Source organism: Litorilituus sediminis (assembly GCF_004295665.1).
Lineage (GTDB): Bacteria > Pseudomonadota > Gammaproteobacteria > Enterobacterales > Alteromonadaceae > Colwellia > Colwellia sediminis.
Map to the genome: position 1 here is coordinate 835,640 of NZ_CP034759.1, position 24,297 is coordinate 859,936.

Genomic DNA, 24,297 nt, shown 5'->3' on the forward strand with positions numbered 1-24,297 from the left:
TTTGTCTCCTTTTCACTATTCATTTGACCTTAGATTTCGACAATTGTTTTACAACAAATATCGCTACCTCGCGCAAATAAAACTTTCCCTGTGCTTTATGCTGGCAATGATAGTGATTTTTATTTCCATGTCAAATCAAAATTAGCCGAACCTCATTAAAACCCGAACAAAACCCAAGTAAATGATTGTTTTAATTAAACAATATTTTTTATTACAATTATAAAACCAGGGTGTAAATGAAATTTTTCCTGAAAAAACATTTGCACAAAATAAAATTTTCGTTACTATTCGACGCTCATGGATTCAGTAAATTTCGTTAAGGACAACGATGTGGTATCCCCTCGCTTAATCATAAATTGCGGCACTCGACACTACGAAGCAAATCATCTCAAAGGGATAGAAACCCTAAGCCAAGACGCTCATTTTTTAGTTACTGTTGATACCTTTGATATAACAGCACTTCAACAAGGGTTAGGTCAGCCGGTATTACTGGAGTTTATTAGTGAAGATGGTATTTCAAACCAGCTAAGTTACACACTACTTGCCATTGAAGATCAAGGCTTAATTGGCGCAAATACCTCTGCTGCAGCTCAACTAACAACGCAACTTAAACGTCGCTATCAACTCACCATTGCTAGTCGATTATCACTGTTAAATAACAGTCATCATTCACGTATTTTTGTCGATACGCACTTAAAAGATATTATTAGCCTAATACTCACTCAAGCAGGCTACCATCAATCACAGATTCAATTTTCACTCGCTAGCCCTTTACCGTTATTGAGTCAGTGTGTGCAAGCTTTAGAAAGCAATCGCAAGTTTTTTGAACGCTTACTACGTCAATATGGCCTATTCTACTTTTTTAAGGCTCGCGATGGCCAATCAGTGATTGTTATTAGCGATAATAACTTATCAAGCCCGTACTTAGCGAGAGGAGTACTAAACGTGCATCACGGTGACGGTTTTAACCGTCAATTAGCCCCTGATGAGATCGTATCAACAGCCAACTTTGTTGGTTTTAGTCAATGCCAACACGAAACACAATTGAGTATTGGGAATGCCAGTGCTATAGCAAATGAATCTCGCTTATCGGGCGATGATTTAGCTGGCCATAATTTTGCACAACCAGTATCACATAGCCAACACCAAGCAAATTTAGTGGCTAAGCATCAATCACAAGCTTTACACGTTTTTGATAACACCATCACGTTAACCGGCAATGTGCCCGATGTCTTTGCTGGCTGTTCATTTTCACTCAGTGATAACAGTGGCCTGAATGCCAGTGGTGATTATTTATGTATCAGTGTTGAACATCATTGTCAGCAACCGAGTGATGAAAATAGCCAAGATGGCCTAACTAAATATTACTGTGTGGTAAAGGCCATTTTACGAGCTAGTCCATTTAAGCTGCCGCTGACAGAGTTTCCATCTCTGCCTATGGTGTTTTCTGCCAAGGTGGAAACATTATCCCCTGAGCCAACATTAACAAACAGTGGTGATTACCATATAAAATACGCCTTTGAAAATGAAGCAACTGAGCCGCTTGAAAGTTCAAAACCATTAAAAAAACTAGTGCACTATGCCTGTACCGAACAGCCTCAAGCGACGGGGTGGCATTTCCCGTTAACGCAAGACTCACAAGTGCTCATTGGTTGTTACAATAACGATCCTTCGCAAGCCTACATTCTCGGGTTTGATATGAATGACGAACAACCATCGGTGGTAAATTGTGACAACGCTTTTCATAACCGATTATTATCGCGTTCTGGTCATGAACTTCGCTTTGATGATGACCCTGATGTGCCACTTATTATCTTACAAACCTTGGGCAGCGAACACTACCTTGAATTAAACGCCACCACGCTTGCCACTCCTTATGTTGAGTGGCTATCTCGTTTAGGTAGCATTAAGCTTCACGCCGCTAAAGATTTGTTATTAAGCAGTACAGCACAAAATGTTGAATGTCATGCCGGTATTGATCAGCGCATTGAAGCAAAAACCCATGTTCACCTTAATGCAGAAACTGAACCCCAGGGCACTTTACTTCATATGCAAAGTGGATTACAAACAAGCTATACCGCAAAACAGGTGAGTATTGAATCGGTTAACCACACCAGCCTACTCACTCAAAAAGGGATGACCGCTCGGGCAAACAGTGAACTATTACTCACGGCAGCTCAAGGTGATTTAGCAATCAATATACCTGAGGGCTCCACACTTATTAATGCTGATTCCAACATAAGCATTGAAGGCTCAGGCAATGGCAACATCACGCTATTTAGTCAAAACGGTATGATTAAACTCGATAACAACGGAAATGTTGAGTTAATCGGAAGTGATGTTCTCACCCTAAACGGACAAATAATCACCTTTGATGGCGACGTACAATATGACATTGAGTCACCACAAAATGCTACTGAGCCAAACGCTAAAGCACCTAGCAATACTGCTCGCATAAGCGATATAAACCTTACAGGCATTAGCGGTTTAACCGAAACAGCTCAAACCATTGACCTTGAATACCTTTACCAAGATGGAGAGCCAGTACAAGAAGCCCCTTACACCTTGCTATTAGCCGACGGTACCACGATAGAGGGTAACCTTGATTCCAGTGGTAAAGCACAAATTACCGACATGCCGGCTGGGCAATATACCGTACAATTCGGGGAAGATAGTCGTGAATATAAACCTGTAGAACACACGACACCAAACCCACTTTATGGAAAAATATCTCCACAAAGTGCCATTGCCATGATTGAAAGTGGCGAGACCAGTTTACTAAGCGAAGCTGGAAGTATTGCTGCTGATGCAGGTGATTGGCTATGGGGCACATTACAAGGTGACTTCAACGAAAACCCGAGCACTAGTCAAATAGTTGTTGGCTCGGTTATTTCAATGATACCTGTAATAGACCAAGTGATGGACTGTCGCGATGTGTGCGCCAATGTTATGCTACTAACCGATGATGATAAAGCCAATGACACCATGGGCTGGATTGCCTTAACGCTTACAGGTATCGGCTTTATACCTGTGCTAGGCTCTGCCGTAAAAGGTGTCGGTAAAGTTATCGTCAAAAATGCCAATGGCGCAATTACCCTCGCTGCCGCAACCTTACGCAAACTCGGCAAAGGTGACCCCATTGCCTATATCAAAAATATTGACTGGCAAGGTCTCGCCAAAGAAGGCACTACCTTACTCACTGAAAAAATTACCGCCCTACGTGATGCTCTTGATAGCATAACTGACAGTTGGGTTCTTAAAACCACCTTAAGTGATGAAGCGATAGCAAGCCTCACCAAGCACAGTAAACAGCTCAATGAAGTGTTACCCAAAATTGAAGACGGTATTGCCAAAGCAGCCAAAGTGCTAGAAGCTAAAACCAATAAAGCCTTACAAGATTATCAAGGTGAGTTAGCAGGGTTCGGTGTATCTAACCTCCCCAAAAAGGCTAAAACTCTTGAACTCGATGCCCCTAAGGGGAACGAATTAAAAGGCGCACAAGCCAAACGCCTTGATTTACCTTCAAGAAAAACGCCTGATGATTTCACTCAATTTAAATCAATGAATCATAAAAAAGCCGCCGCAGGTGAGTATAATGCCCATCAGCTCATGGGAGAAAAAGGCTACACGCCCCTTGGCAGAACCGATGGCAACTACAAGCCGGGTGAAACAGGCATTGATGGTATTTATAATCACCCCAACCCGCCGCCTGACTTTGTTATCACCGAGGCTAAGTACAACACTGCTCGCTTAGGTAAAACCAAAGATGGCAAACAAATGAGTAATGATTGGATTACTGATAAACGGCTTGAAAAAATGGGGATAGGCTTAAAAGATCGGAAAAAGATACTAAGGGCTTTACGTAAAAACTCTGGCTCCGTAGAAAAGCTTCTAATTCGTAATAAATTAGATGGTAGCTTAGTAGTAAAAAGTTTAGATAAAGATGCCAAAATAATTGGTAATACAAGTGGTTTTTAGGACATAAAATGATAAGAGACACACGAAGAGACAAGGTCTATTTTGATGAGTATATAGAGTATAGCTCTGAATGTATTGAAGAGGATATTGATGATTTAATAACAGATACTAGTCTATGTCCCGAAGTAAAAATGAATATTTCTTCTGGAATCGTCGACGATACTATTAATTTGATGCACTACAGCTATTGCCGTGGAGATAAACTAAAAGAACTTATCCCACTGTTAAATCAAGCATTAGAATACAGACAGCACCTAAAAAACTATGCCGATTCATTATCAGCGAAAGACCAAAAACTACGAATTATTAAGGAAGAAATTCGTGAAGATTATCTGGAAAAATGGCTAAAGTGGCTTGCTTTCGCTTATTGCCTTGATATGGGGCAAGCCTACTACCTAAAAGTGCTCGAATTAATCGCCAACCAAGGGCAAGATGCATTATTAGACAATATCGCCGTTGCCATGGGAGATACAGACCGTGATATAGCCGATACCACGTTATTTAAAAAGCGTTTTAGTAAACTGCTCAAGGTAATTGAGGCAGAGCCTAGCCAACGCCCTGCGGCAGTAAAAGCTTATTTAGATGCTTGGTATAAGTTATATGGAAGTCCAGATTCACATCTTTTGGATAACGATGCCTATAGCGGCTATTGGTGTTGGGAGGCCGCCTTAGTGGTTAAGTTATACAACATAGACGATAGCAGCTTTATCGACCATGAATACTACCCTAAAGATTTAGTTCATTGGCAAGCGGCTCAATAAGAGAGGGTTATATGTCTGATATGCGCGATAGTCGTAAAACAACGGATTACTTTGAAACCTTCCTTGTGGATATACAAGTAGGAATTAACGAGACACAAGAGGCCCTCGAGGCAGGTAATTTCACCTCCCCTTCTGCGCGTGTCGATACAGCACAGCGTATTTATCAATTAGCCATTATGCGCGCCGTGGCACATTACTCTTACGGCGCACATTTAAGTGATGTAAGGCGTTACGTATTAGAGATATTACCTTATCGTAAGCAACTTAAGGCTTATTGCGATAAATTACCTAGGCCTCATCAATTTTATCGCAATGCGTTTGAAAAACTCGGCGGTCAAGCCGATGCCGTTGGCTCTGCTAACATTAATCGCTATATTTACACCTTATGGTGGTTAGCGCTATTACAAGGCTGTGAGGTTGACCAAGCACATATTGATGACGTATTAGCGATTATCGGCGAACAAGGTAAAGATGCCCTACTTGATAATATTGCGATGGCTTTAGGTGATGTCGACCGCCCTATTTCATCAACACTGTATTACCCTGAAATATACCAGCCATTAGCTGCTGTATTCTCGGCTACTAAAGCCGAGCAACCTGACTTACTCAATACTTTTATCAGTAATTGGTACGAGCGCCTTGAAGACCAAGCTGACTGGCATAGCACCCATGATATTGATTGCGAGTTTGAATACACTGATTACTACATTGGCTATTGGTGCTTTGAATTGTCATTAGTGGCAAATATTTTAAATGTCCCTAAAAGTCAGTTACCGAGCCATTCTATGCTGCCCATTGACTTAATTAAGTAACTAAAAAAATGTTCTCTTATTCACGAATGTGCTGAGTAAGTCGCTTATTACAAGCTCTTTAACAATTTAAAATGGATACTAAATTAACCCACCTTCTCAATAATGAGGGTGGGTTAACCTTAACCAGCAATGTGCCCGATGTCTTTGCTAGCTGTTCATTCTCACTCAGTGATAACAGTGGCCTGAATGCCAGTGGTGATTATTTATGTATCAGTGTTGAACATCATTGTCAGCAACCGAGTGATGAAAATAGCCAAGATGGCCTAACTAAATATTACTGTGTGGTAAAGGCCATTTTACGAGCTAGTCCATTTAAGCTGCCGCTGACAGAGTTTCCATCTCTGCCTATGGTGTTTTCTGCCAAGGTGGAAACATTATCCCCTGAGCCAACATTAACAAACAGTGGTGATTACCATATAAAATACGCCTTTGAAAATGAAGCAACTGAGCCGCTTGAAAGTTCAAAACCATTAAAAAAACTAGTGCACTATGCCTGTACCGAACAGCCTCAAGCGACGGGGTGGCATTTCCCGTTAACGCAAGACTCACAAGTGCTCATTGGTTGTTACAATAACGATCCTTCGCAAGCCTACATTCTCGGGTTTGATATGAATGACGAACAACCATCGGTGGTAAATTGTGACAACGCTTTTCATAACCGATTATTATCGCGTTTTGGTCATGAACTTCGCTTTGATGATGACCCTGATGTGCCACTTATTATCTTACAAACCTTGGGCAGCGAACACTACCTTGAATTAAACGCCACCACGCTTGCCACTCCTTATGTTGAGTGGCTATCTCGTTTAGGTAGCATTAAGCTTCACGCCGCTAAAGATTTGTTATTAAGCAGTACAGCACAAAATGTTGAATGTCATGCCGGTATTGATCAGCGCATTGAAGCAAAAACCCATGTTCACCTTAATGCAGAAACTGAACCCCAGGGCACTTTACTTCATATGCAAAGTGGATTACAAACAAGCTATACCGCAAAACAGGTGAGTATTGAATCGGTTAACCATACCAGCCTACTCACTCAAAAAGGGATGACCGCTCGGGCAATCAGTGAACTATTACTCACGGCAGCTCAAGGTGATTTAGCAATCAATATACCTGAAGGCTCCACACTCATTAATGCTGATTCCAACATAAGCATTGAAGGCTCAGGCAATGGCAACATCACGCTATTTAGTCAAAACGGTATGATTAAACTCGATAACAACGGAAATGTTGAGTTAACCGGAAGTGATGTTCTCACCCTAAACGGACAAATAATCACCTTTGATGGCGACGTACAATATGACATTGAGTCACCACAAAATGCTACTGAGCCAAACGCTAAAGCACCTAGCAATACTGCTCGCATAAGCGATATAAACCTTACAGGCATTAGCGGTTTAACCGAAACAGCTCAAACCATTGACCTTGAATACCTTTACCAAGACGGTGAGCCAGTACAAGAAGCTCCTTACACCTTGCTATTAGCCGACGGTACCACGATAGAGGGTAACCTTGATTCCAATGGTAAAGCACAAATTACCGACATGCCGACTGGGCAATATACCGTACAATTCGGGGAAGATAGTCGTGAATATAAACCTGTAGAACACACGACACCAAACCCACTTTATGGAAAAATATCTCCACAAAGTGCCATTGCCATGATTGAAAGTGGCGAGACCAGTTTACTAAGCGAAGCTGGAAGTATTGCTGCTGATGCAGGTGATTGGCTATGGGGCACATTACAAGGTGACTTCAACGAAAACCCGAGCACTAGCCAAATAGTTGTTGGCTCGGTTATTTCAATGATACCTGTGATAGACCAAGTGATGGACTGTCGAGATGTGTGCGCCAATGTTATGCTACTGACCGATGATGATAAAGCCAATGATACCATGGGCTGGATTGCCTTAACGCTTACGGGTATCGGTTTTATACCTGTGCTAGGCTCTGCCGTAAAAGGTGTCGGTAAAGTTATCGTCAAAAATGCCAATGGCGCAATTACCCTCGCTGCCGCAACCTTACGCAAACTCGGTAAAGGTGACCCCATTGCCTATATCAAAAATATTGACTGGCAAGGTCTCGCCAAAGAAGGTAGTGCCTTAATAACTGAAAAAATTACCGCCCTACGTGATGCCCTTAACAGCATCACTGACACTTGGGTTCTTAAAGCCACCTTAAGTGATGAAGCGATAGCAAGCCTCACCAAGCACAGTAAACAGCTCAATGAAGTATTACCCAAAATTGAAGACGGTATTGCCAAAGCCGCCAAAGTGCTTGAAGCTAAGACCAACAAAGCCCTTGATGAGTATACGGGTGAGTTAGCGCACGCAGGTAAAACAGGTAATGTTAAAAAGGTTAAAACGCTAGAGAAAAAAACGGAGCGTGGTAACGAGTTAAACGGTGCTCCACCTATTAAGCGCGTGCGTAACCCTATTCTAGACAAGCATTACAAGAATCTAGCTGAGTATGAAGCGGCTTACGAGAAAAAACTCGCGAAAGCCATTGAAAATGGTGATTCTAACCGCCGTATTGGTGCTTTTAAAGCTAGATTAACCGAAGTAAAAGGTGAGCGCACAGCTAGTGCTTACATGGAAAAGCATTTTAGTAAGCCACCACCACCGGCACAAATGGAGTTAGGCTTTGGTCCTGGCCCAGGTGTTGACCAAGTTTGGGCAAAACGTGATAAAGACGGTAAAGTACTCGAATATTTTATTGTGGAAGCAAAAGGACCTGGAGCGAAACTTGGTAAAACAAGTAAAGGTTTCACTCAAATGGACGATGACTGGATTGAAATGAATCTTAATCGTATGAAAAACTCAAAAAAATACCCTGATAGAAATCAGCTCGGGCAAGATTTGTTAAAAGCAATAAAGCGTGAACAACCTAAAACGAACAAATTAATTATTGAGGCTATAGAAGATAATGGTTCAGTAATTGGTGGTAAACTGCAAGAACTTCCTACTGGATAATCAATGTTGAAACTAAATAAATACAAATTAGATGATTTGAACGAGCTATACGATGATCTTAACTATATGGTTGAGCACCGCGAACCTCAAATAGCAAACAAGACAGCTGAGCTTGAAGATCGAAAAAATGCAACCTTTTGGCTCACAAGCCAGTACATCGAAATTGCTTATACACATTTCGCGTTAGAAAACTTCGACCAAGTCAAACCTAACCTACAAAAAGCAGCACCGTATGCGTTTTTACGGGGATTTGACCCAGAGTTAAAAACTCATAAATCAGACTGGTCAATTCAAAAAGAGTTGAACATCTGTTTATTGTTTGGAGAGCCTGAATTACTACAACGAATAAAAACACTTGATTGGTCACTAACAGAGGATGACATTGTACATCCTGCTATTTATCAATATGACTATTTATTAATGCAAATAGCCACAGGTGAACAACCTACAGGGCTGGCGATAACTAAAGCCCTAGATAATGCAAAAACAGCCAAACATAAAGACGTATTACAATTTTTTTTACCGTTAATAGAAACAATCAGCGCACTTGTTTCAGGAGAAAAAGCACTATGGCAATCGTCAATCGATAAAGCGGTAAAATGGCATAGCAATGAATGTAAATTCGGTGACTATAAAGACATAATAGACGGTTTTATCTGCTTAAATGCACTAACCATGGCAAAACTCGGTAAAGAGTTGCATGGCTGGCAATGTGAGACTGATTCATTATACTTACCACTTTTTTTAATTGATTGATTTAATTATTACTTTAACACATTATAACGGAATAACTCATGAGCAGCTTAATACACCTCTACCTTGTTGATGAAAACGAATACCCTACAACATTGTCAGGTGATGATGAAAGTAAATATCAAACCTTACTTGAAGTAACCGAAGAGCAAGCAACTCGTTGGCAAACTATCGAAATGAACATGCGTGGTTTTGAGCCAGCATTACAGCTTTGGGATGCTATTGCGGGTAACAGTAAACTGCTACTTATTGCCAGTTTTAATTTTTATCCTCACAAACTGCTACCACCTGATGCTGATATCAGTGGCAGCTTTGGTTTTTTTCCTGCGGATATGGTGAAAGATTTATATACCGTAATGCAAGAAGAATATGAGTTTGATATCGACAGTTTGGAAGGCCGACAAATTATTGCCGAAATTGAAAAAGACGATAGTGACGAAGTAAACCCTGAAGCCTATGAGATAGTGCGCGACAAATACTTTGTTACTTTTAGAGATGCAGTTGAGCAAGGTAAATCTGTTGCCGTATTAATCGAGCAATAAAACTTTCTTTGTTACTCACCGTTATTTTGCGAGAACTTATCTTGCAAATGTGTTGAATATATCGCTTTCATTTCCTTGAAAGCACACCGCTCTTTAATAATTTGGAATGGATGCCAAATGAACCCACCTTCTCAATTATGAGGGTGGGTTAATCTGAACAGGTATCGGCTTTATACCACTTTCTATAGCTGATGCTCCTAGGCTCTGCCGTAAAAGGTGTCGGTAAAGTTATCGTAAAAAATGCCAATGGAGCAATTACCCTCGCTGCTACAACCTTACGCAAACTCGGTAAAGGTGATCCCATTGCCTATATCAAAAATATTGACTGGCAAGGTCTCGCCAAAGAAGGTAGTGCCTTAATAACTGAAAAAATTATCGCCCTACGCGATGCCCTTAACAGCATCACTGACAGTTGGGTTCTTAAAGCCACCTTAAGTGATGAAGCGATAGCAAGCCTCACCAAGCACAGTAAGCAGCTCAGTGAAGTATTACCCAAAATTGAAGACGGTATTGCCAAAGCCGCCAAAGTGCTTGAAGCTAAAACCAACAAAGCCCTTGATGAGTATACGGGTGAGTTAGCGCACGCAGGTAAAACAGGTGATGTTAAGAAAGTTAAAACAGATGAGCTAGACCCACCGAAAGGTAAAAAATTGCCCGGTGCTTCTCCAAAACCGATTATAATGAAAAAACATAACCCACCTTGCTTTACTCCGGGTCCAGATTTAGCTAAAAACTTTAAAGGTGGTAAACAAGCATTAGAAAAAGAATTTTATAAGCAGCTTAAAGCTCAACAAGCTGGTATAAATAAAATGACGGTGGGGCAATATCTAAATAATCGAAAGACGCTTCAACAACTCACAGTTGAGCATGGTCATGATAAGGCTAGGAAAATTCTAACTAATGGCGGTGCTGCCCAGACTTCTGCAAGAAAAGAACTAGAAGCCCTGATGTTAATTTCTATTAGAAGAAGTTTAAAAAAACAAAATATTACAGGACTCGAAGCGAAGAAATTAGCTAAGAGCAAAGTTAAAGAGCAAATGTCTCAATTGGCTGCATTACACGATCCAGATCTGATAGCCGGTGGTGAAGATAAAATAAGTAAACTAGGAGACAAAAGAGTAAACTCTTCGTTAGGCTCACAATGGTCAAAGTCTGATAGAGTATCAGGAATGGATAAAGCAGCTAAAGAAGCAATGGAATTGAAAGGGGCAAATGCGCAAATGAATATTCAATTAGAAAGGTGTAAATAATGGCCGTAAACTTTGAAGTTGACGAAGAGTTAGAGTGCTTTCTTGATGAGTTTTATCTACCTAGAGAGCGAAATATAGTACCAGTAGATATTATTAACAAATATAAAAATAAACTACCAAATAGATTGTTAGAGTACTGGCAAGAATTTGGTTTCAGTGGATTCAACGATGGCTTATTTTGGCTAGTGAATCCAGAACACTATGAAGATGTGTTAGATGCATGGTTAGATGACACAGACATTATTGAAAACGATTCTTATTTTGTTATTGCAAGAGATGCATTTGGAGACCTTTATTTATGGGGTCAACAAACAGGTTATCAATATAAAGTTTCACCTAGAAATGGGTGGATCATTCAACAAGAAGGTGATTGCCAAGAAATCTTAAATGGAAATGAAAATGAAGCTTTAATGTTTTTTTTCGGCTGCCAAGTAGCAGAATATGTAAATATTAAAGACAATAACAACAAACCACTATTCGAACAATGTAAACTTATACATCAACCGCTTGCATACGATGAAATGTACGCTTTTGAACCAGCCTTGTTTTTAGGGGGTGAAGCAAAGTTAGAAAATACAACCAAGGTCAATATTTTTGCTCATCTAACAATGCTTGCTTCATTTGGTCACAAAGAATTATTAGATAAAGATGGTCTTATTCAAAAGGCTTTCGGTTAACAGCTATTCTTACCTCACGAATGCGTTGAGTAAGCCACTTTTATTACTTTAGAACGACAAAGCTCTTTAATAATTTGGAATGGATGCCAAATTAACCCACTCCCTAATAATAGGAGTGGGTTAACCTTTATAGGTATCGGCTTTATACCACTTTCTATAGCTGAAGCTCCTAGGCTCTGCCGTAAAAGGTGTCGGTAAAGTTATCGTCAAAAATGCCAATGGCGCAATTACCCTCGCTGCCGCAACCTTACGCAAACTCGGTAAAGGTGACCCCATTGCCTATATCAAAAATATTGACTGGCAAGGTCTCGCCAAAGAAGGTAGTGCCTTAATAACTGAAAAAATTACCGCCCTACGTGATGCCCTTAACAGCATCACTGATAGTTGGGTTCTTAAAGCCACCTTAAGTGATGAAGTGATAGCAAGCCTCACTAAGCACAGTAAACAGCTCAGTGAAGTATTACCCAAAATTGAAGACGGTATTGCCAAAGCCGCCAAAGTGCTTGAAGCTAAGACCAACAAAGCCTTACAAGATTATCAAGGTGAGTTAGCAGGATTCGGTGTATCTAATCTCCCTAAAAAGGCTAAAACACTTGAACTCGACGCCCCTAAGGGGAACGAATTAAAGGGCGCACAAACCAAACGCCTTGATTTACCCTCAAGAAAAACGCCTGATGATTTTACTGAATTTAAATCAATGAATCATAAAAAAGCCGCCGCAGGTGAGTATAATGCCCATCAGCTCATGGGAGAAAAAGGATACACGCCCCTTGGCAGAACCGATGGCAACTACAAGCCGGGTGAAACAGGCATTGATGGTATTTATAATCACCCAAATCCACCGCCTGACTTTGTTATCACCGAGGCTAAGTACAACACTGCTCGCTTAGGTAAAACCAAAGATGGCAAACAAATGAGTAATGATTGGATTACTGATAAACGGCTTAAAAAAGCAGGGTTAAGCAAGAAAGATCAACGAAAAGTCCTCAAAGCACTTGAAAATAATGACGGCACAGTACAAAAACTATTAATACGTAATAAAGAAGACGGAAGTTTAGTTGTTAAAGAGCTAGATGAAAGCGCAAAAATCATTGGTAAAGCAATTGAGTTATAAAAGAGATTAAAAATGTTAAGAGACACCTTAAGAAATAAAGAGTACTTCGATGAAAACATAACTTTTTGCGAAGAGTGCTTAGCTGAGGATATTGAAGAAATAAAGACTGGAAACTTTGCAGATAAAGTGAAAATGAAAAAATCTTTTCGCCTAGTTAACGATATATTAACCTTGGCTCATCAAAAATACTCACGCGGCGACGATCTAGCCGAATTAGTGCCTTATGTATTTAAGGCTCTTGAGTGCAGACAATGGCAAAAACTCTATGCAGATGCCTTACCGGAAAAAGAACAAACAGCACGTATTGGTTTGGAAGAAATTCGTGAAGAATATTTGGAAAACTGGTTTCATTGGTTGGCTATTGCTTATTGCTTGGATATGGGACAAGGCTATTATCAGCAAGTGATTGAGTTAATCGCCAACCAAGGACAAGACGGCTTATTGGATAATATTGCTGTTAAAATGGGTGATACTGACCGTGATATTGCAGAAAATCTCTTATTTAAGAAACGCTTCGATAAACTATACAAAGTCGTTGAGGCTGAACCTGACAAAAGACCAGCGTTAGTTAAAGCTTATTTAGATGCGTGGTATAAATTGTATGGAAGCCTTGATACTCACCTGTTAGATAATGATGCATATGATGGCTATTGGTGCTGGGAAGCCGCCTTAGTGGTTAAGCTGTACAACATAGACGATAGCAGCTTTATTGACCACGAGTACTATCCTAAAGACCTCGTTCACTGGCAAGATAATCAATAGGAGAGTCATATGGCAACCATGCGCGATAGTCGTAAAACAACGGATTACTTTGAAACCTTCCTTGTGGATATACAAGTAGGAATTAACGAGACACAAGAGGCCCTCGAGGCAGGTAATTTCACCTCCCCTTCTGCGCGTGTCGATACAGCACAGCGTATTTATCAATTAGCCATTATGCGCGCCGTGGCACATTACTCTTACGGCGCACATTTAAGTGATGTAAGGCGTTACGTATTAGAGATATTACCTTATCGTAAGCAACTTAAGGCTTATTGCGATAAATTACCTAGGCCTCATCAATTTTATCGCAATGCGTTTGAAAAACTCGGCGGTCAAGCCGATGCCGTTGGCTCTGCTAACATTAATCGCTATATTTACACCTTATGGTGGTTAGCGCTATTACAAGGCTGTGAGGTTGACCAAGCACATATTGATGACGTATTAGCGATTATCGGCGAACAAGGTAAAGATGCCCTACTTGATAATATTGCGATGGCTTTAGGTGATGTCGACCGCCCTATTTCATCAACACTGTATTACCCTGAAATATACCAGCCATTAGCTGCTGTATTCTCGGCTACTAAAGCCGAGCAACCTGACTTACTCAATACTTTTATCAGTAATTGGTACGAGCGCCTTGAAGACCAAGCTGACTGGCATAGCACCCATGATATTGATTGCGAGTTTGAATACACTGATTACTACATTGGCTATTGGTGCTTTGAATTGTCATTAGTGGCAAATATTTTAAATGTCCCCAAAAATCAGTTACCAAACCATTCTATGCTGCCCATTGACTTAATCAAGCGCTAATCTATTTAACCGAACATAGTACTTACCTCACGAATGCGTTGAGTAAGACACTTTATTACTTTAAAACGACAAAGCTCTTTAATAATTTAAAATGGATGCCAAATTAACCCACCTTCTCAATAATGAGGGTGGGTTAATCTGAACAGGTATCGGCTTTATACCACTTTCTATAGCTGAGGCTCCTAGCCTCTGCCGTAAAAGGTGTCGGTAAAGTTATCGTAAAAAATGCCAATGGCGCAATTACCCTCGCTGCTGCAACCTTACGCAAACTCGGTAAAGGTGATCCCATTGCCTATATCAAAAATATTGACTGGCAAGGTCTCGCCAAAGAAGGTAGTGCCTTAATAACTGAAAAAATTACCGCCCTACGTGATGCCCTTAACAGCATCACTGACACTTGGGTTCTTAAAGCCACCTTAAGTGATGAAGCGATAGCAAGTCTCACCAAGCACAGTAAACAGCTCAGTGAAGTATTACCCAAAATTGAAGACGGTATTGCCAAAGCCGCCAAAGTACTTGAAGCTAAAACCAACAAAGCCTTACAAGATTATCAAGGTGAGTTAGCAGGATTCGGTGTATCTAATCTCCCTAAAAAGGCTAAAACACTTGAACTCGACGCCCCTAAGGGGAACGAATTAAAAGGCGCACAAGCCAAACGCCTTGATTTACCCTCAAGAAAAACGCCTGATGATTTTACTGAGTTTAAATCAATGAATCATAAAAAAGCCGCCGCAGGTGAGTATAATGCCCATCAACTCATGGGAGAAAAAGGATACACGCCCCTTGGCAGAACCGATGGCAGCTACAAGCCGGGTGAAACAGGCATTGATGGTATTTATAATCACCCGAATCCACCGCCTGACTTTGTTATCACCGAGGCGAAATATAATAAAGCGCGCTTGGGTAACACCAAAGCTGGCAAACAAATGAGTAACAAGTGGTTGACAGATGAGCGACTCAGAAAAGCAGGGTTAAATAAGCAACAACGTATGGATATATTAGAAGCACTTGAAGACAATGATGGAACCGTACAAAAATTACTAATTCGCAATAAAGAAGACAGCACATTAATCATTAAAGAACTAGATGAAAATGCCAACATTATTGGCAAAGCACTTGAATTATAAAAAGAGAAAATAATGTTACGAGATATTTTAAAAAATAAAGCCTACTATAATGATCAAGTTGATTTTTTAACTGACACCATAAAAAAAAGAATAAAAAAAATAGAGAAGTTGCAGGTGACTGATGAGGTTAAAATGAAGGCTTCATTCAGAGTTACTGATTACACCATAGAATTACTCCACCAAAAATACTCCCGTGGCGATGACCTAGCTGAATTAAAGCCTCATTTACTCGAAGCTCTAGAATACCGTCAATGGCAAAAAGACTATGCCGATGCCTTACCTGACAATGAACAAGCAGCCCGTATTGATTGGGAGGAGTTACACGAAGACGATATGCGCCGCACCCTAATATGGCTTGCTTTCGCTTATTGCCTTGATATGGGGCAAGCCTACTACCTAAAAGTGCTCGAATTAATCGCCAACCAAGGACAAGATGCATTATTAGACAATATCGCCGTTGCCATGGGAGATACAGACCGTGATATAGCCGATACCACGTTATTTAAAAAGCGCTTTGGTAAACTGCTCAAGGTGATTGAGGCAGAGCCTAGCCAACGCCCTGCGGCAGTAAAAGCTTATTTAGATGCTTGGTATAAAGCTGAAGGCAGTCCTGATTATCACTTAATGGATACCGATGCTTATATTGGTTATTGGTGCTGGGGCGCCGCCTTAGTGGTTAAGTTATACAACATAGACGATAGCAGTTTTATCGACCATGAATACTACCCTAAAGATTTAGTCCATTGGCAAGAGAGCCAATAGGAGGCGGTTATATGTCTGATATGCGCGATAGTCGTAAAACAACAGATTACTTTGAAACCTTCCTTGTGGATATACAAGTAGGGATTAACGAAACACAAGAAGCCCTTGAGGCAGGCAATTTCACCTCCTCTTCTGCGCGTGTTGATACAGCACAGCGTATTTATCAATTAGCCATTATGCGCGCCGTGGCACATTACTCTTACGGCGCACATTTAAGTGATGTAAGGCGTTACGTATTAGAGATATTACCTTATCGTAAGCAACTTAAGGCTTATTGCGATAAATTACCTAGGCCTCATCAATTTTATCGCAATGCGTTTGAAAAACTCGGCGGTCAAGCCGATGCCGTTGGCTCTGCTAACATTAATCGCTATATTTACACCTTATGGTGGTTAGCGTTATTGCAAGGCTGTGAAGTAGACCAAGCACATATTGATGAAGTGCTTGCCATTGTTGGCGAGCAAGGTAAAGATACCCTACTTGATAATATTGCGATGGCTTTAGGTGATGTCGACCGCCCTATTTCATCAACACTGTATTACCCTGAAATATATCAGCCATTAGCTGATGTATTCTCGGCTACTAAAGCCGAGCAACCTGACTTACTCAATACTTTTATCAGTAATTGGTACGAGAGCCTTGAAGACCAAGCTGACTGGCATAGCAGCCATGATATTGATTGCGAGTTTGAATACACTGATTACTACATTGGCTATTGGTGCTTTGAATTATCATTAGTAGCAAATATTTTAAATGTCCCTAAAAGTCAGTTACCGAGCCATTCTATGCTGCCCATAGACTTAATTAAGCACTAAAACTTACACGTCAACAAAACAAGGAGTTAAATTTATGAGCTATTTTTTAAATATTTACGAATGCGAACATGACATTATAAATCGTACAATTGTAAGTAAAGAAGACTGCGTGATTCAAGCCTCTACGAGTTCAATACAAGTGGATAACCTCAATAAGCTTTATAGTAAGTCTTATACTAGAGACCCTGAAACGTTAGAAAGTGATGACGCAATAGAGTTACTTGAAGCCTTTGAATTTATCTGCAAACAAAAAAATAAGGGCGCTGAAACTGTTGAATTATACCTTAATGATGATTACCCAATTATGGAAGAGTTTATATTCAATGACTGGGATGTTAATAACGATTTCGGTTTACCTCTTTCCCCAAATGGAACTCCTGCCGTCATTTACAGAAATAGTTCATCTCTGAATAGTTTTTTATCAACTTTCAAAGAAATGATAGAAAACGAAGATTACGATGAAGATTTTATCGCAGAGGATGAATTAAATAAGCTTAATTCAATGATAAATCACGCAATAAAAAGCAGAAACGGTTTATTTATATTTTGTCACCAATAAAGCTAAATTCAAAAGACTAGAATCAATTCAATCGCTAAAAAATCTCATGTATATCAATACTGAGTGTCACTAATTACGTAAATATTTCAACGTCAAAATATAGCGATGGCAATTTACCATCGCTTACATAAAAGCCTTTCCAAACACATTTAATAAGGAGAACATATGTTAGGAAAACTCAAAGCCGCCGCAAGCGGTGTCGCAAATCAAAAAGCCGCTACGCTCTTAGCACCGCCTTAGACACCATAAAAGAAAAAAATGAAACAGCTTAAGCTCGATGCCGTCGCTCATGATGAAAGCTATAAAGAAAGGATCATATCTCACTCTCACATTAGCATTACATCGGCATCATCGGGGGTAAATAAACTGCTCCCAAATTTCGACGAGAAATTTACAGCATATATGTTTCATTTACGTAATGAATTACTTGATTTAAATGGTGAGCATATTTTACTGGTGCCAAACTTTAAGGTACGCTTACCCGACGAAATTAAAGAAGTTTTAAAACAATATTTTATGTTAGTTAAGTGCAAAGCCACGCTTTGCACTCATTTTTTAAAAGGATAATAAAAATGCACCTGTCAATCATTGCTCGAGCACTTATTGCTTGCCTTATTATAAGTATGAACTCTTATGCAAGCCCTACTAATAAAGAAACTTTACTCGCTGCTTGGGAAGCTATGCAACCGCTTAATGAAGAAGTAGCAAGTTTCCAGAAAACAAACAATGGCTACTTGATAAAATTCAACACTATTCCATTCGAAGGGGAAGTGTCAGTACTTAACATCGATATTGAAGAAGAGTACTACGAAAGAGAATTGCCAATCACGCATGTAGGCGTTGTTCAACTTAACTTTCCTAATGAGTTCGAAAGCATAAAAGAAAAGTACAATCGAAATTATTACCAGTGGAGTAAACACAGTCTGTTTTATTTAAATGCTGACACCAAACAATGGATGAATAGTGACGACTATCAAAAACTCTCTGCTGAGCACTACAAAAAACTGGAAGACACCGCACTTACTCAAATTTTGAAGCGCTATTCCGGGGAAGTGTTTTTTTTTACGGCGCTGCTATTTCTATTAGTTAATTTATTACAGTGGCGAGCAATTAAAGCGCTTAAAAAGGCACAAGATATAACACCGTAGGCAATCACTCTCCAAAAAGGCTGCGTAATGCACACAAAAGCATTGATTGGTTGGTCTATTGTGTAAGACAATATGATGATTGCTATGGATGGCAGTGTAAATGTAGTTACCTGCCCTAGATTCATACGATACTGACTAATCAATAATATCTTTAGTTGCGAAGTTTAGAAAAACTCACAATGCACGCATGTCCTTTAAACTCTAAGTGATTTCTGTCTACCGCTTTGTATGTACAAAATTTTTATTTGGTGACTTTCGCTATTTACGCTGATAATATTCACGTTCAAAAATCGGACTTTTAATTTTTCAGAAGGAATCTGACCATGCCCGTAATTGGGATTGATTTAGGCACAACTAATAGTGCGTGCTGCGTTTGGAAAGGCACAGATCTAGTGCAAATTCCCAACCGCTTAAATAATTATTTAACCCCATCTGTCGTCACTATAGACGATAACAACAATGTCATTGTTGGCAGCACCGCTAAACAACGGTTGATTAGCCACCCTATAAATACCGTTGCAGTATTTAAACGGATTATGGGCACTGAACATTCATTAGAAATTGGTGGTCATTCGTTTACCGCCCCCGAGCTATCTTCATTTATCTTACGCTCACTTGTCGAAGACGCAGAAGCGTTTTTAGGCGAGAGCGTCACAGAAGCAATAATTAGTGTGCCTGCTTATTTCAATGAAAACCAACGATACGCAACTAAATTAGCAGGTGAACTAGCCGGGCTTACCGTTCGAAGGCTAATAAATGAACCAACAGCAGCAGCTATGGCTTATGGTTTAAATGATCGCCAGCAAGGCACCTTTTTGATTTTAGATATGGGTGGCGGAACATTTGATGTATCAATATTAGAATTCTTTGATGGCGTTATGGAGGTTCATGCTAGTGCCGGAGATAACTACTTAGGTGGTGAAGACTTTGTTGCAGCCATGTTTGAACAGATATGTATAGATAACAATTTTGACAAAAAACGGTTTTCTCGCGAAGAGCGTCAACAAGCATTCATGAAGCTAGAAACAATAAAGTGTAATATCGATAGAGACTTGGCTCATAGATTCCAACTCGCGTATAAAGATGAAACACACGACCTTGCAATAGAGCAAGATTGGTTTTATCGCGTGATAACCCCCTTGCTACGTAGGGTGCAGCAACCAATTAAACAGGCTCTGCAAGATGCCAACTTACACCCCAATGAAATTGACGATGTTATTTTAGTTGGCGGCTCAACTAAAATGCAAGCATTGCGTTCAATGGTGAGTAAACTTTTTGGCCGTATACCTTCATCCAAGTTAGACCCCGATTTAGTCGTTTCAATAGGGGCTGGTGTTCAAGCTGGACTGGTAGAGAAAAACGAAGCATTGGATGACATCGTTCTAACCGATGTCTGCCCTTTTACACTAGGCACAGAGGTACTAGATGATTTTGATAACCCAGGCCAAATGTTTCCTATTATTGAACGCAATTCTATTGTACCGATAAGTGTTGAACGCGATTTATACACATCTAAAGATAATCAAACGGCGATGAGAGTTGATATATACCAAGGCGAACACAGGCAAGTAGACAAAAATATCTGTTTAGGCGAAATAAATGTAAGTGTGCCTAAAGACAAAGCAGGAAAACAACCTGTTACGGTTCGATACAGCTACGATATGAGCGGACTGCTGGAGGTCGACGTTAAAGTAAAAAGTACAGGAAAAACCTACAACAAAGTGATTCTCAATGCCCCTGGCGCATTGACCGATGAACAAATCAATCGTGCTAAAGCAACGCTTCAAAAGCTAAAATTTCACCCAAGAAATAGCGAAAAAAATCGAGTCTTAGTGGCAAGAGCCGAACGTATTTACAGTAGCTCCCTTGGTTATCAAAGAGAAGAAATTAGTCAACTGCTCTCTCGTTTTGAACATACACTGGATAGCCAAAATCCCAGAGAGATTCAACGGGCTCAAGTGCTTTTTTGTGAAGCGTTAGATTCATTCGATAGTGAGAGTTGGTTCTAATGGTTAATTGGGAACTACTGCAGATAGCGCCAACAACCGATATTGGCCTAATTAAAAAAGCTTACGCTGCTCTTGTCAAAACTGTTCGCCCAGACGAAAAGCCCGCTGAATTTTCAGCACTTCACAGTGCATACAAAAATGCTATCAAGTACGCAAAGAATGCGGCGAGTCAGACAGCAGTTGCTTGCGAGGAACAAATTTATTCTCCTGAACAAGAGGAACAGACCTCTTTATCTGAGCAGGAACGAGCGCCTTTATATAAAGAAGAGGAACAAGCATTTTTCGTCGACGAATCAATTGATGAAAACGCATTTCACAGTTTAGACAATGAAAAAACCTTTGTTGAAACTCCACTAGAGGCTGAGGTTATTAAGAACCAGCGTGATGAAGCAGAAGGGTTAGACGATATATTGCAACAGTGCGACGACATTTTGTCTGAGGACAATTCACATATTCAATACCAGCGCTGGAGTGAATTCTGCCAGAAAAAAACACTACTTGATAAAGATATTCACTTTAAAGTGAGCTTATATTTGATTAATGCAATTTGCGCTTTAGTCAATGCTATCGCAGATGGTAAACCCCATAAAAAATATGCTATTGAAGGTTTAGGCACAGAGTCTATACAGTTACTAAACCACACGTTCTTATGGCAAGAAGAAAAAGAAACACTCAAAGCGTTTGTACATCCAGAAGCATTAGATGCAATTGTAGAGTTCATTGATAAAGAGACATCCGACGACAATAAGTCGCTAGCGGCAGTTCAAGGTGGTGTTAGCGCAATCAATCGTTATTCAGAAGAAGAGATCGCAATTTACGAAACCGCTGTGTCAAGCTTTTTCGCCTTAAAAGTATTATTTATTATGTGGTGCCTTGTATTGCTAGTTGTATTCTGTGTTTCTTTGCTTACAACGCTAGATGGCCTGATATTTCGCGCTTCTAACCTTCAGAACTTCATACTCGTGATAAGCCAATTCCTCTTGTGTTTCAAGCTCTGTCAAAATAATAAGCTGGCGTTCAACTGTGTTTGGCCTATTGCAGTTCTTGCTTTGCTATTAGTTCCATTTGGAACTGTGTGGGGAATATTTACACTGGGTCGCCTTCTCAAGGCTAGACACTATTACAAATTTGCTGACAACCCACCAATTAAAAAGGATTAAGCTATTCGTGACGTATAGCCGATAAACTTTGCATACAATTAATTCAAGGAAGTAATTACATGAGTTCCAATACCCTATCAAGTGACACAGCTCCAAACAGTAGTACTGTAAGTATAACTTCTTTCACTGTATTTAAGCGAAACAAACTAATTAACGGACTGGGGCTTGCCATTGTACTTGTAAGTTTATGCTTAATATCCCTGTTTTCTGTAACTCATTTTCGAAAAGGAGATATGGATACGGGGTCAGCGTTATATTTAATGTGGATTGGCGGATACCTTTGCTGGGCATCAATATACTTAACACTAAGTAGTGAAAACGTAAAATGGATAAGCTCATTTACGACATTTATTACCTTAATGTTACTTGTAAACTTTGTTTACTTTTTATCTGAACTCATTCCTTTTAATAAAAGTAACTTTCGAGGGGAAGATTGGCGAGGGTTAATCGTTTGGAGTGCAAATCTTATCATTCTGCTCGCACTATTCATTAGGTTGAGAAAAGATATGGCGTTACAAAATGGTGTAACAACAGAACAATTCAAAAAAAGATTAAATACCTTTTTCAACAAAGGCGTAAAACGTATCGTAATAGTGACACTGTTATTGCTAGGTTTATTATTCTCGCTGCGTATCATTTCCCCCAGCCTTTTCAACTTCAGTAGCAATTACTTGACTTCGGTTCTGACACATAGCCCAAAGGCTACACATGACGTTGCTCTATTTTTTGATGCAAAGGCTGAACAATCGACATTCCATGCCAAACAAGCACTAAAATGGTTTGAACATTCTCACGATCGTTATAACAAACAAGCTCACCACTACCTAGCTAAGTATGCATATTATGGCATTGGCATGGAAAAAGATTATAAAAAAGCGCTAGAGCATTTTGAGCGTGTAGAGTGCGGCGACGACTTACTTTGTCATGCCAAGGTCGATGAAACTATAGGCGATATATATTCCTCAGGTAAATTAGGTGGTGATACTGAATACGAACTTGAGTATGCTAGAGTTTACTACCAGAGTGCAGCAAAACAAGACTCAATAAGCGCAGCTAAAAAGCTCGCTCAAGCTTTTGGAAAACAAAATGATATCGACCAAGAGTTTCACTGGTACAGGATAGCTGCAAATGCTGGAGACGCAGAGGCATCACTAAAGGCGGGACAAATCGCATATAGTAGCCATCAGATGAAGCAAGCAGCTAAGTATTTCAACATGGCTACTATCGATGGTAACTTGGAAGCGAAAGCTCGGCTGAGCGAACTGCTATTAACCGGTCAAGGTGTTGAAGTCGATATAAACAAAGCAACATCTTTAGCCATAGAAGGTGCCAAAGCCCTACCTTATTTCAGTCAGTATGTACTCGGCGCTATTTCACTAGAAAAATATAAAGCGACTAAGCAAGCCAATGACTTAGACAAAGCTATCAAACAACTTTCTTCTGCTGGCTCAAAAGGAATAGCTCACGCAAATGCAATGCTTGGCGATTTGTATTTAAGTGGCGATATTGTCTCTTTGGATATGGAAAAAGCAGAACAGTATTTAAAAGCAGCAAGCGATGGCGGCCATAAATGGTCTTCACTATCTTTAGCCAATCTTTATGCTCAAAAAAATGACCCCGCTCTTGATAAAGAAACATTTAACTTGTATTTAACTGCATCAAAGAGTTATTACGAGGCAGTGTATAAAGTAGCTGTTTATTACGAACTGGGAAAAGGTACTGCACAATCATTCAACAAAGCAAACGAGTATTATCTAGAAGCTGGGGAGGATGGCTCGCACGTATTAGCGTTAACGAACTTAGCAATAATGAGCTATTTAGATTATAAAAGTGATGAAAACCAAGCTTATGGTAATTCACTTAAAGCAAGGATAGCTGACGGCGATCAAGAAGCACAGTATCATTGGCACCAGCATATAAGGGCTTATGAAAATATTGATTACCATCTACAAAGGGCTATTCAATATGCAAGAAAAAAGCAATACCCAAAGACACTAATAGCACAAAATCTATACAACCTAGCAGTACTTTATTCCGACAAAGAGAACCCGAAATTCAACCCCAAGTTTGCTATCGAAAATGCAAAAGAAGCGGCTCAACTGGGTAATTTAAATGCTTTGAATGCATTGAGCGTTTGGTATGGCTCTACAAAGATGCAACATAAAAATAATGGATTAAGTAAGCAATGGCGTGCAAAGGCCATCCAGAAAGGAACTGTAGTTGCAAAGCAGATTATATTTGATACGACCAAACACTACGATCTTTAGCCTTTAAGGGGGTCTA

At 40.0% G+C, this 24,297-nt stretch carries 20 protein-coding genes; all 20 read left to right on the forward strand.

Annotated elements, in window-relative coordinates; all coding sequences use genetic code 11:
- The first annotated feature begins 297 nt into the window (after positions 1-297).
- The 20 genes from EMK97_RS03805 (at position 298) to EMK97_RS03900 (ending at position 24,281) form a co-directional block, all read left to right on the forward strand.
- Positions 298-3,978: a contractile injection system protein, VgrG/Pvc8 family gene (locus tag EMK97_RS03805; protein ID WP_130599590.1), complete on the forward strand. Its 3,681-nt coding sequence runs from the start codon at positions 298-300 to the stop codon at positions 3,976-3,978.
- A gap of 8 nt (positions 3,979-3,986) precedes the next feature.
- Positions 3,987-4,739: a PoNe immunity protein domain-containing protein gene (locus EMK97_RS03810; protein ID WP_130599592.1), complete on the forward strand. Its 753-nt coding sequence runs from the start codon at positions 3,987-3,989 to the stop codon at positions 4,737-4,739.
- 11 nt (positions 4,740-4,750) lie between these two features.
- Positions 4,751-5,551 carry a PoNe immunity protein domain-containing protein gene (locus tag EMK97_RS03815; RefSeq protein WP_246028871.1) on the forward strand — a complete coding sequence of 267 codons (801 nt, stop codon included), beginning with the start codon at positions 4,751-4,753 and terminating at the stop codon, positions 5,549-5,551.
- A gap of 71 nt (positions 5,552-5,622) precedes the next feature.
- Complete coding sequence (locus tag EMK97_RS19170; RefSeq protein ID WP_246028872.1) at positions 5,623-8,523, forward strand: hypothetical protein; 2,901 nt, start codon at positions 5,623-5,625, stop codon at positions 8,521-8,523.
- Positions 8,524-8,526: 3 nt separating this feature from the next.
- Positions 8,527-9,279: an Imm49 family immunity protein gene (locus EMK97_RS03825; protein ID WP_130599594.1), complete on the forward strand. Its 753-nt coding sequence runs from the start codon at positions 8,527-8,529 to the stop codon at positions 9,277-9,279.
- 38 nt (positions 9,280-9,317) lie between these two features.
- Entirely contained in the window at positions 9,318-9,818 is a 501-nt protein-coding gene (locus EMK97_RS03830; RefSeq protein WP_130599596.1) for a hypothetical protein, read from the forward strand.
- Between the two features lie 191 nt (positions 9,819-10,009).
- Positions 10,010-11,068 (forward strand): polymorphic toxin type 15 domain-containing protein, encoded by a 1,059-nt coding sequence (locus tag EMK97_RS03835; protein ID WP_130599598.1) that lies wholly within the window; start codon positions 10,010-10,012, stop codon positions 11,066-11,068.
- Entirely contained in the window at positions 11,068-11,745 is a 678-nt protein-coding gene (locus tag EMK97_RS03840; RefSeq protein ID WP_130599600.1) for a GAD-like domain-containing protein, read from the forward strand. Before EMK97_RS03835 ends, EMK97_RS03840 begins: the two co-directional genes overlap by 1 nt.
- Positions 11,746-12,160: 415 nt before the next feature.
- Entirely contained in the window at positions 12,161-12,859 is a 699-nt protein-coding gene (locus tag EMK97_RS19115) for a hypothetical protein (protein ID WP_211342265.1), read from the forward strand.
- Positions 12,860-12,871: 12 nt separating this feature from the next.
- A complete protein-coding gene (locus EMK97_RS03850; protein WP_130599602.1) occupies positions 12,872-13,621 on the forward strand; it encodes a PoNe immunity protein domain-containing protein in 750 nt (249 codons plus the stop codon).
- Between the two features lie 9 nt (positions 13,622-13,630).
- The gene (locus EMK97_RS03855; RefSeq protein WP_246028873.1) at positions 13,631-14,434 is read left to right on the forward strand and encodes a PoNe immunity protein domain-containing protein; all 804 of its coding nucleotides are present in this window, start codon (positions 13,631-13,633) and stop codon (positions 14,432-14,434) included.
- Positions 14,435-15,144: 710 nt separating this feature from the next.
- Complete coding sequence (locus EMK97_RS03860; protein ID WP_130599604.1) at positions 15,145-15,561, forward strand: hypothetical protein; 417 nt, start codon at positions 15,145-15,147, stop codon at positions 15,559-15,561.
- A 12-nt stretch (positions 15,562-15,573) separates the two neighbouring features.
- Positions 15,574-16,323 (forward strand): PoNe immunity protein domain-containing protein, encoded by a 750-nt coding sequence (locus EMK97_RS03865; protein WP_130599606.1) that lies wholly within the window; start codon positions 15,574-15,576, stop codon positions 16,321-16,323.
- A gap of 11 nt (positions 16,324-16,334) precedes the next feature.
- On the forward strand, positions 16,335-17,138 hold the full coding sequence (locus EMK97_RS03870) for a PoNe immunity protein domain-containing protein (RefSeq protein WP_246028874.1): 804 nt from the start codon (positions 16,335-16,337) through the stop codon (positions 17,136-17,138).
- 34 nt (positions 17,139-17,172) lie between these two features.
- Positions 17,173-17,697 (forward strand): hypothetical protein, encoded by a 525-nt coding sequence (locus EMK97_RS03875; RefSeq protein WP_130599608.1) that lies wholly within the window; start codon positions 17,173-17,175, stop codon positions 17,695-17,697.
- 258 nt (positions 17,698-17,955) lie between these two features.
- Entirely contained in the window at positions 17,956-18,264 is a 309-nt protein-coding gene (locus EMK97_RS03880) for a hypothetical protein (RefSeq protein ID WP_130599610.1), read from the forward strand.
- A gap of 5 nt (positions 18,265-18,269) precedes the next feature.
- The gene (locus EMK97_RS03885; RefSeq protein ID WP_130599612.1) at positions 18,270-18,845 is read left to right on the forward strand and encodes a hypothetical protein; all 576 of its coding nucleotides are present in this window, start codon (positions 18,270-18,272) and stop codon (positions 18,843-18,845) included.
- Between the two features lie 323 nt (positions 18,846-19,168).
- On the forward strand, positions 19,169-20,854 hold the full coding sequence (locus tag EMK97_RS03890) for a molecular chaperone HscC (protein ID WP_130599614.1): 1,686 nt from the start codon (positions 19,169-19,171) through the stop codon (positions 20,852-20,854).
- Positions 20,854-22,014 (forward strand): hypothetical protein, encoded by a 1,161-nt coding sequence (locus tag EMK97_RS03895; protein WP_130599616.1) that lies wholly within the window; start codon positions 20,854-20,856, stop codon positions 22,012-22,014. Before EMK97_RS03890 ends, EMK97_RS03895 begins: the two co-directional genes overlap by 1 nt.
- Positions 22,015-22,073: 59 nt before the next feature.
- Complete coding sequence (locus EMK97_RS03900) at positions 22,074-24,281, forward strand: tetratricopeptide repeat protein (protein WP_130599618.1); 2,208 nt, start codon at positions 22,074-22,076, stop codon at positions 24,279-24,281.
- The last annotated feature ends 16 nt before the right edge of the window (positions 24,282-24,297 follow it).

Bases quoted from the DNA above. Each gene is read 5' to 3' on its own strand.
- EMK97_RS03805 (WP_130599590.1), top strand. From the start codon at position 298: ATGGATTCAGTAAATTTCGTTAAGGACAACGATGTGGTATCCCCTCGC.
- EMK97_RS03810 (WP_130599592.1), top strand. From the start codon at position 3,987: ATGATAAGAGACACACGAAGAGACAAGGTCTATTTTGATGAGTATATA.
- EMK97_RS03815 (WP_246028871.1), top strand. From the start codon at position 4,751: ATGTCTGATATGCGCGATAGTCGTAAAACAACGGATTACTTTGAAACC.
- EMK97_RS19170 (WP_246028872.1), top strand. From the start codon at position 5,623: ATGGATACTAAATTAACCCACCTTCTCAATAATGAGGGTGGGTTAACC.
- EMK97_RS03825 (WP_130599594.1), top strand. From the start codon at position 8,527: ATGTTGAAACTAAATAAATACAAATTAGATGATTTGAACGAGCTATAC.
- EMK97_RS03830 (WP_130599596.1), top strand. From the start codon at position 9,318: ATGAGCAGCTTAATACACCTCTACCTTGTTGATGAAAACGAATACCCT.
- EMK97_RS03835 (WP_130599598.1), top strand. From the start codon at position 10,010: ATGCTCCTAGGCTCTGCCGTAAAAGGTGTCGGTAAAGTTATCGTAAAA.
- EMK97_RS03840 (WP_130599600.1), top strand. From the start codon at position 11,068: ATGGCCGTAAACTTTGAAGTTGACGAAGAGTTAGAGTGCTTTCTTGAT.
- EMK97_RS03850 (WP_130599602.1), top strand. From the start codon at position 12,872: ATGTTAAGAGACACCTTAAGAAATAAAGAGTACTTCGATGAAAACATA.
- EMK97_RS03855 (WP_246028873.1), top strand. From the start codon at position 13,631: ATGGCAACCATGCGCGATAGTCGTAAAACAACGGATTACTTTGAAACC.
- EMK97_RS03860 (WP_130599604.1), top strand. From the start codon at position 15,145: ATGAATCATAAAAAAGCCGCCGCAGGTGAGTATAATGCCCATCAACTC.
- EMK97_RS03865 (WP_130599606.1), top strand. From the start codon at position 15,574: ATGTTACGAGATATTTTAAAAAATAAAGCCTACTATAATGATCAAGTT.
- EMK97_RS03870 (WP_246028874.1), top strand. From the start codon at position 16,335: ATGTCTGATATGCGCGATAGTCGTAAAACAACAGATTACTTTGAAACC.
- EMK97_RS03875 (WP_130599608.1), top strand. From the start codon at position 17,173: ATGAGCTATTTTTTAAATATTTACGAATGCGAACATGACATTATAAAT.
- EMK97_RS03880 (WP_130599610.1), top strand. From the start codon at position 17,956: ATGAAACAGCTTAAGCTCGATGCCGTCGCTCATGATGAAAGCTATAAA.
- EMK97_RS03885 (WP_130599612.1), top strand. From the start codon at position 18,270: ATGCACCTGTCAATCATTGCTCGAGCACTTATTGCTTGCCTTATTATA.
- EMK97_RS03890 (WP_130599614.1), top strand. From the start codon at position 19,169: ATGCCCGTAATTGGGATTGATTTAGGCACAACTAATAGTGCGTGCTGC.
- EMK97_RS03895 (WP_130599616.1), top strand. From the start codon at position 20,854: ATGGTTAATTGGGAACTACTGCAGATAGCGCCAACAACCGATATTGGC.
- EMK97_RS03900 (WP_130599618.1), top strand. From the start codon at position 22,074: ATGAGTTCCAATACCCTATCAAGTGACACAGCTCCAAACAGTAGTACT.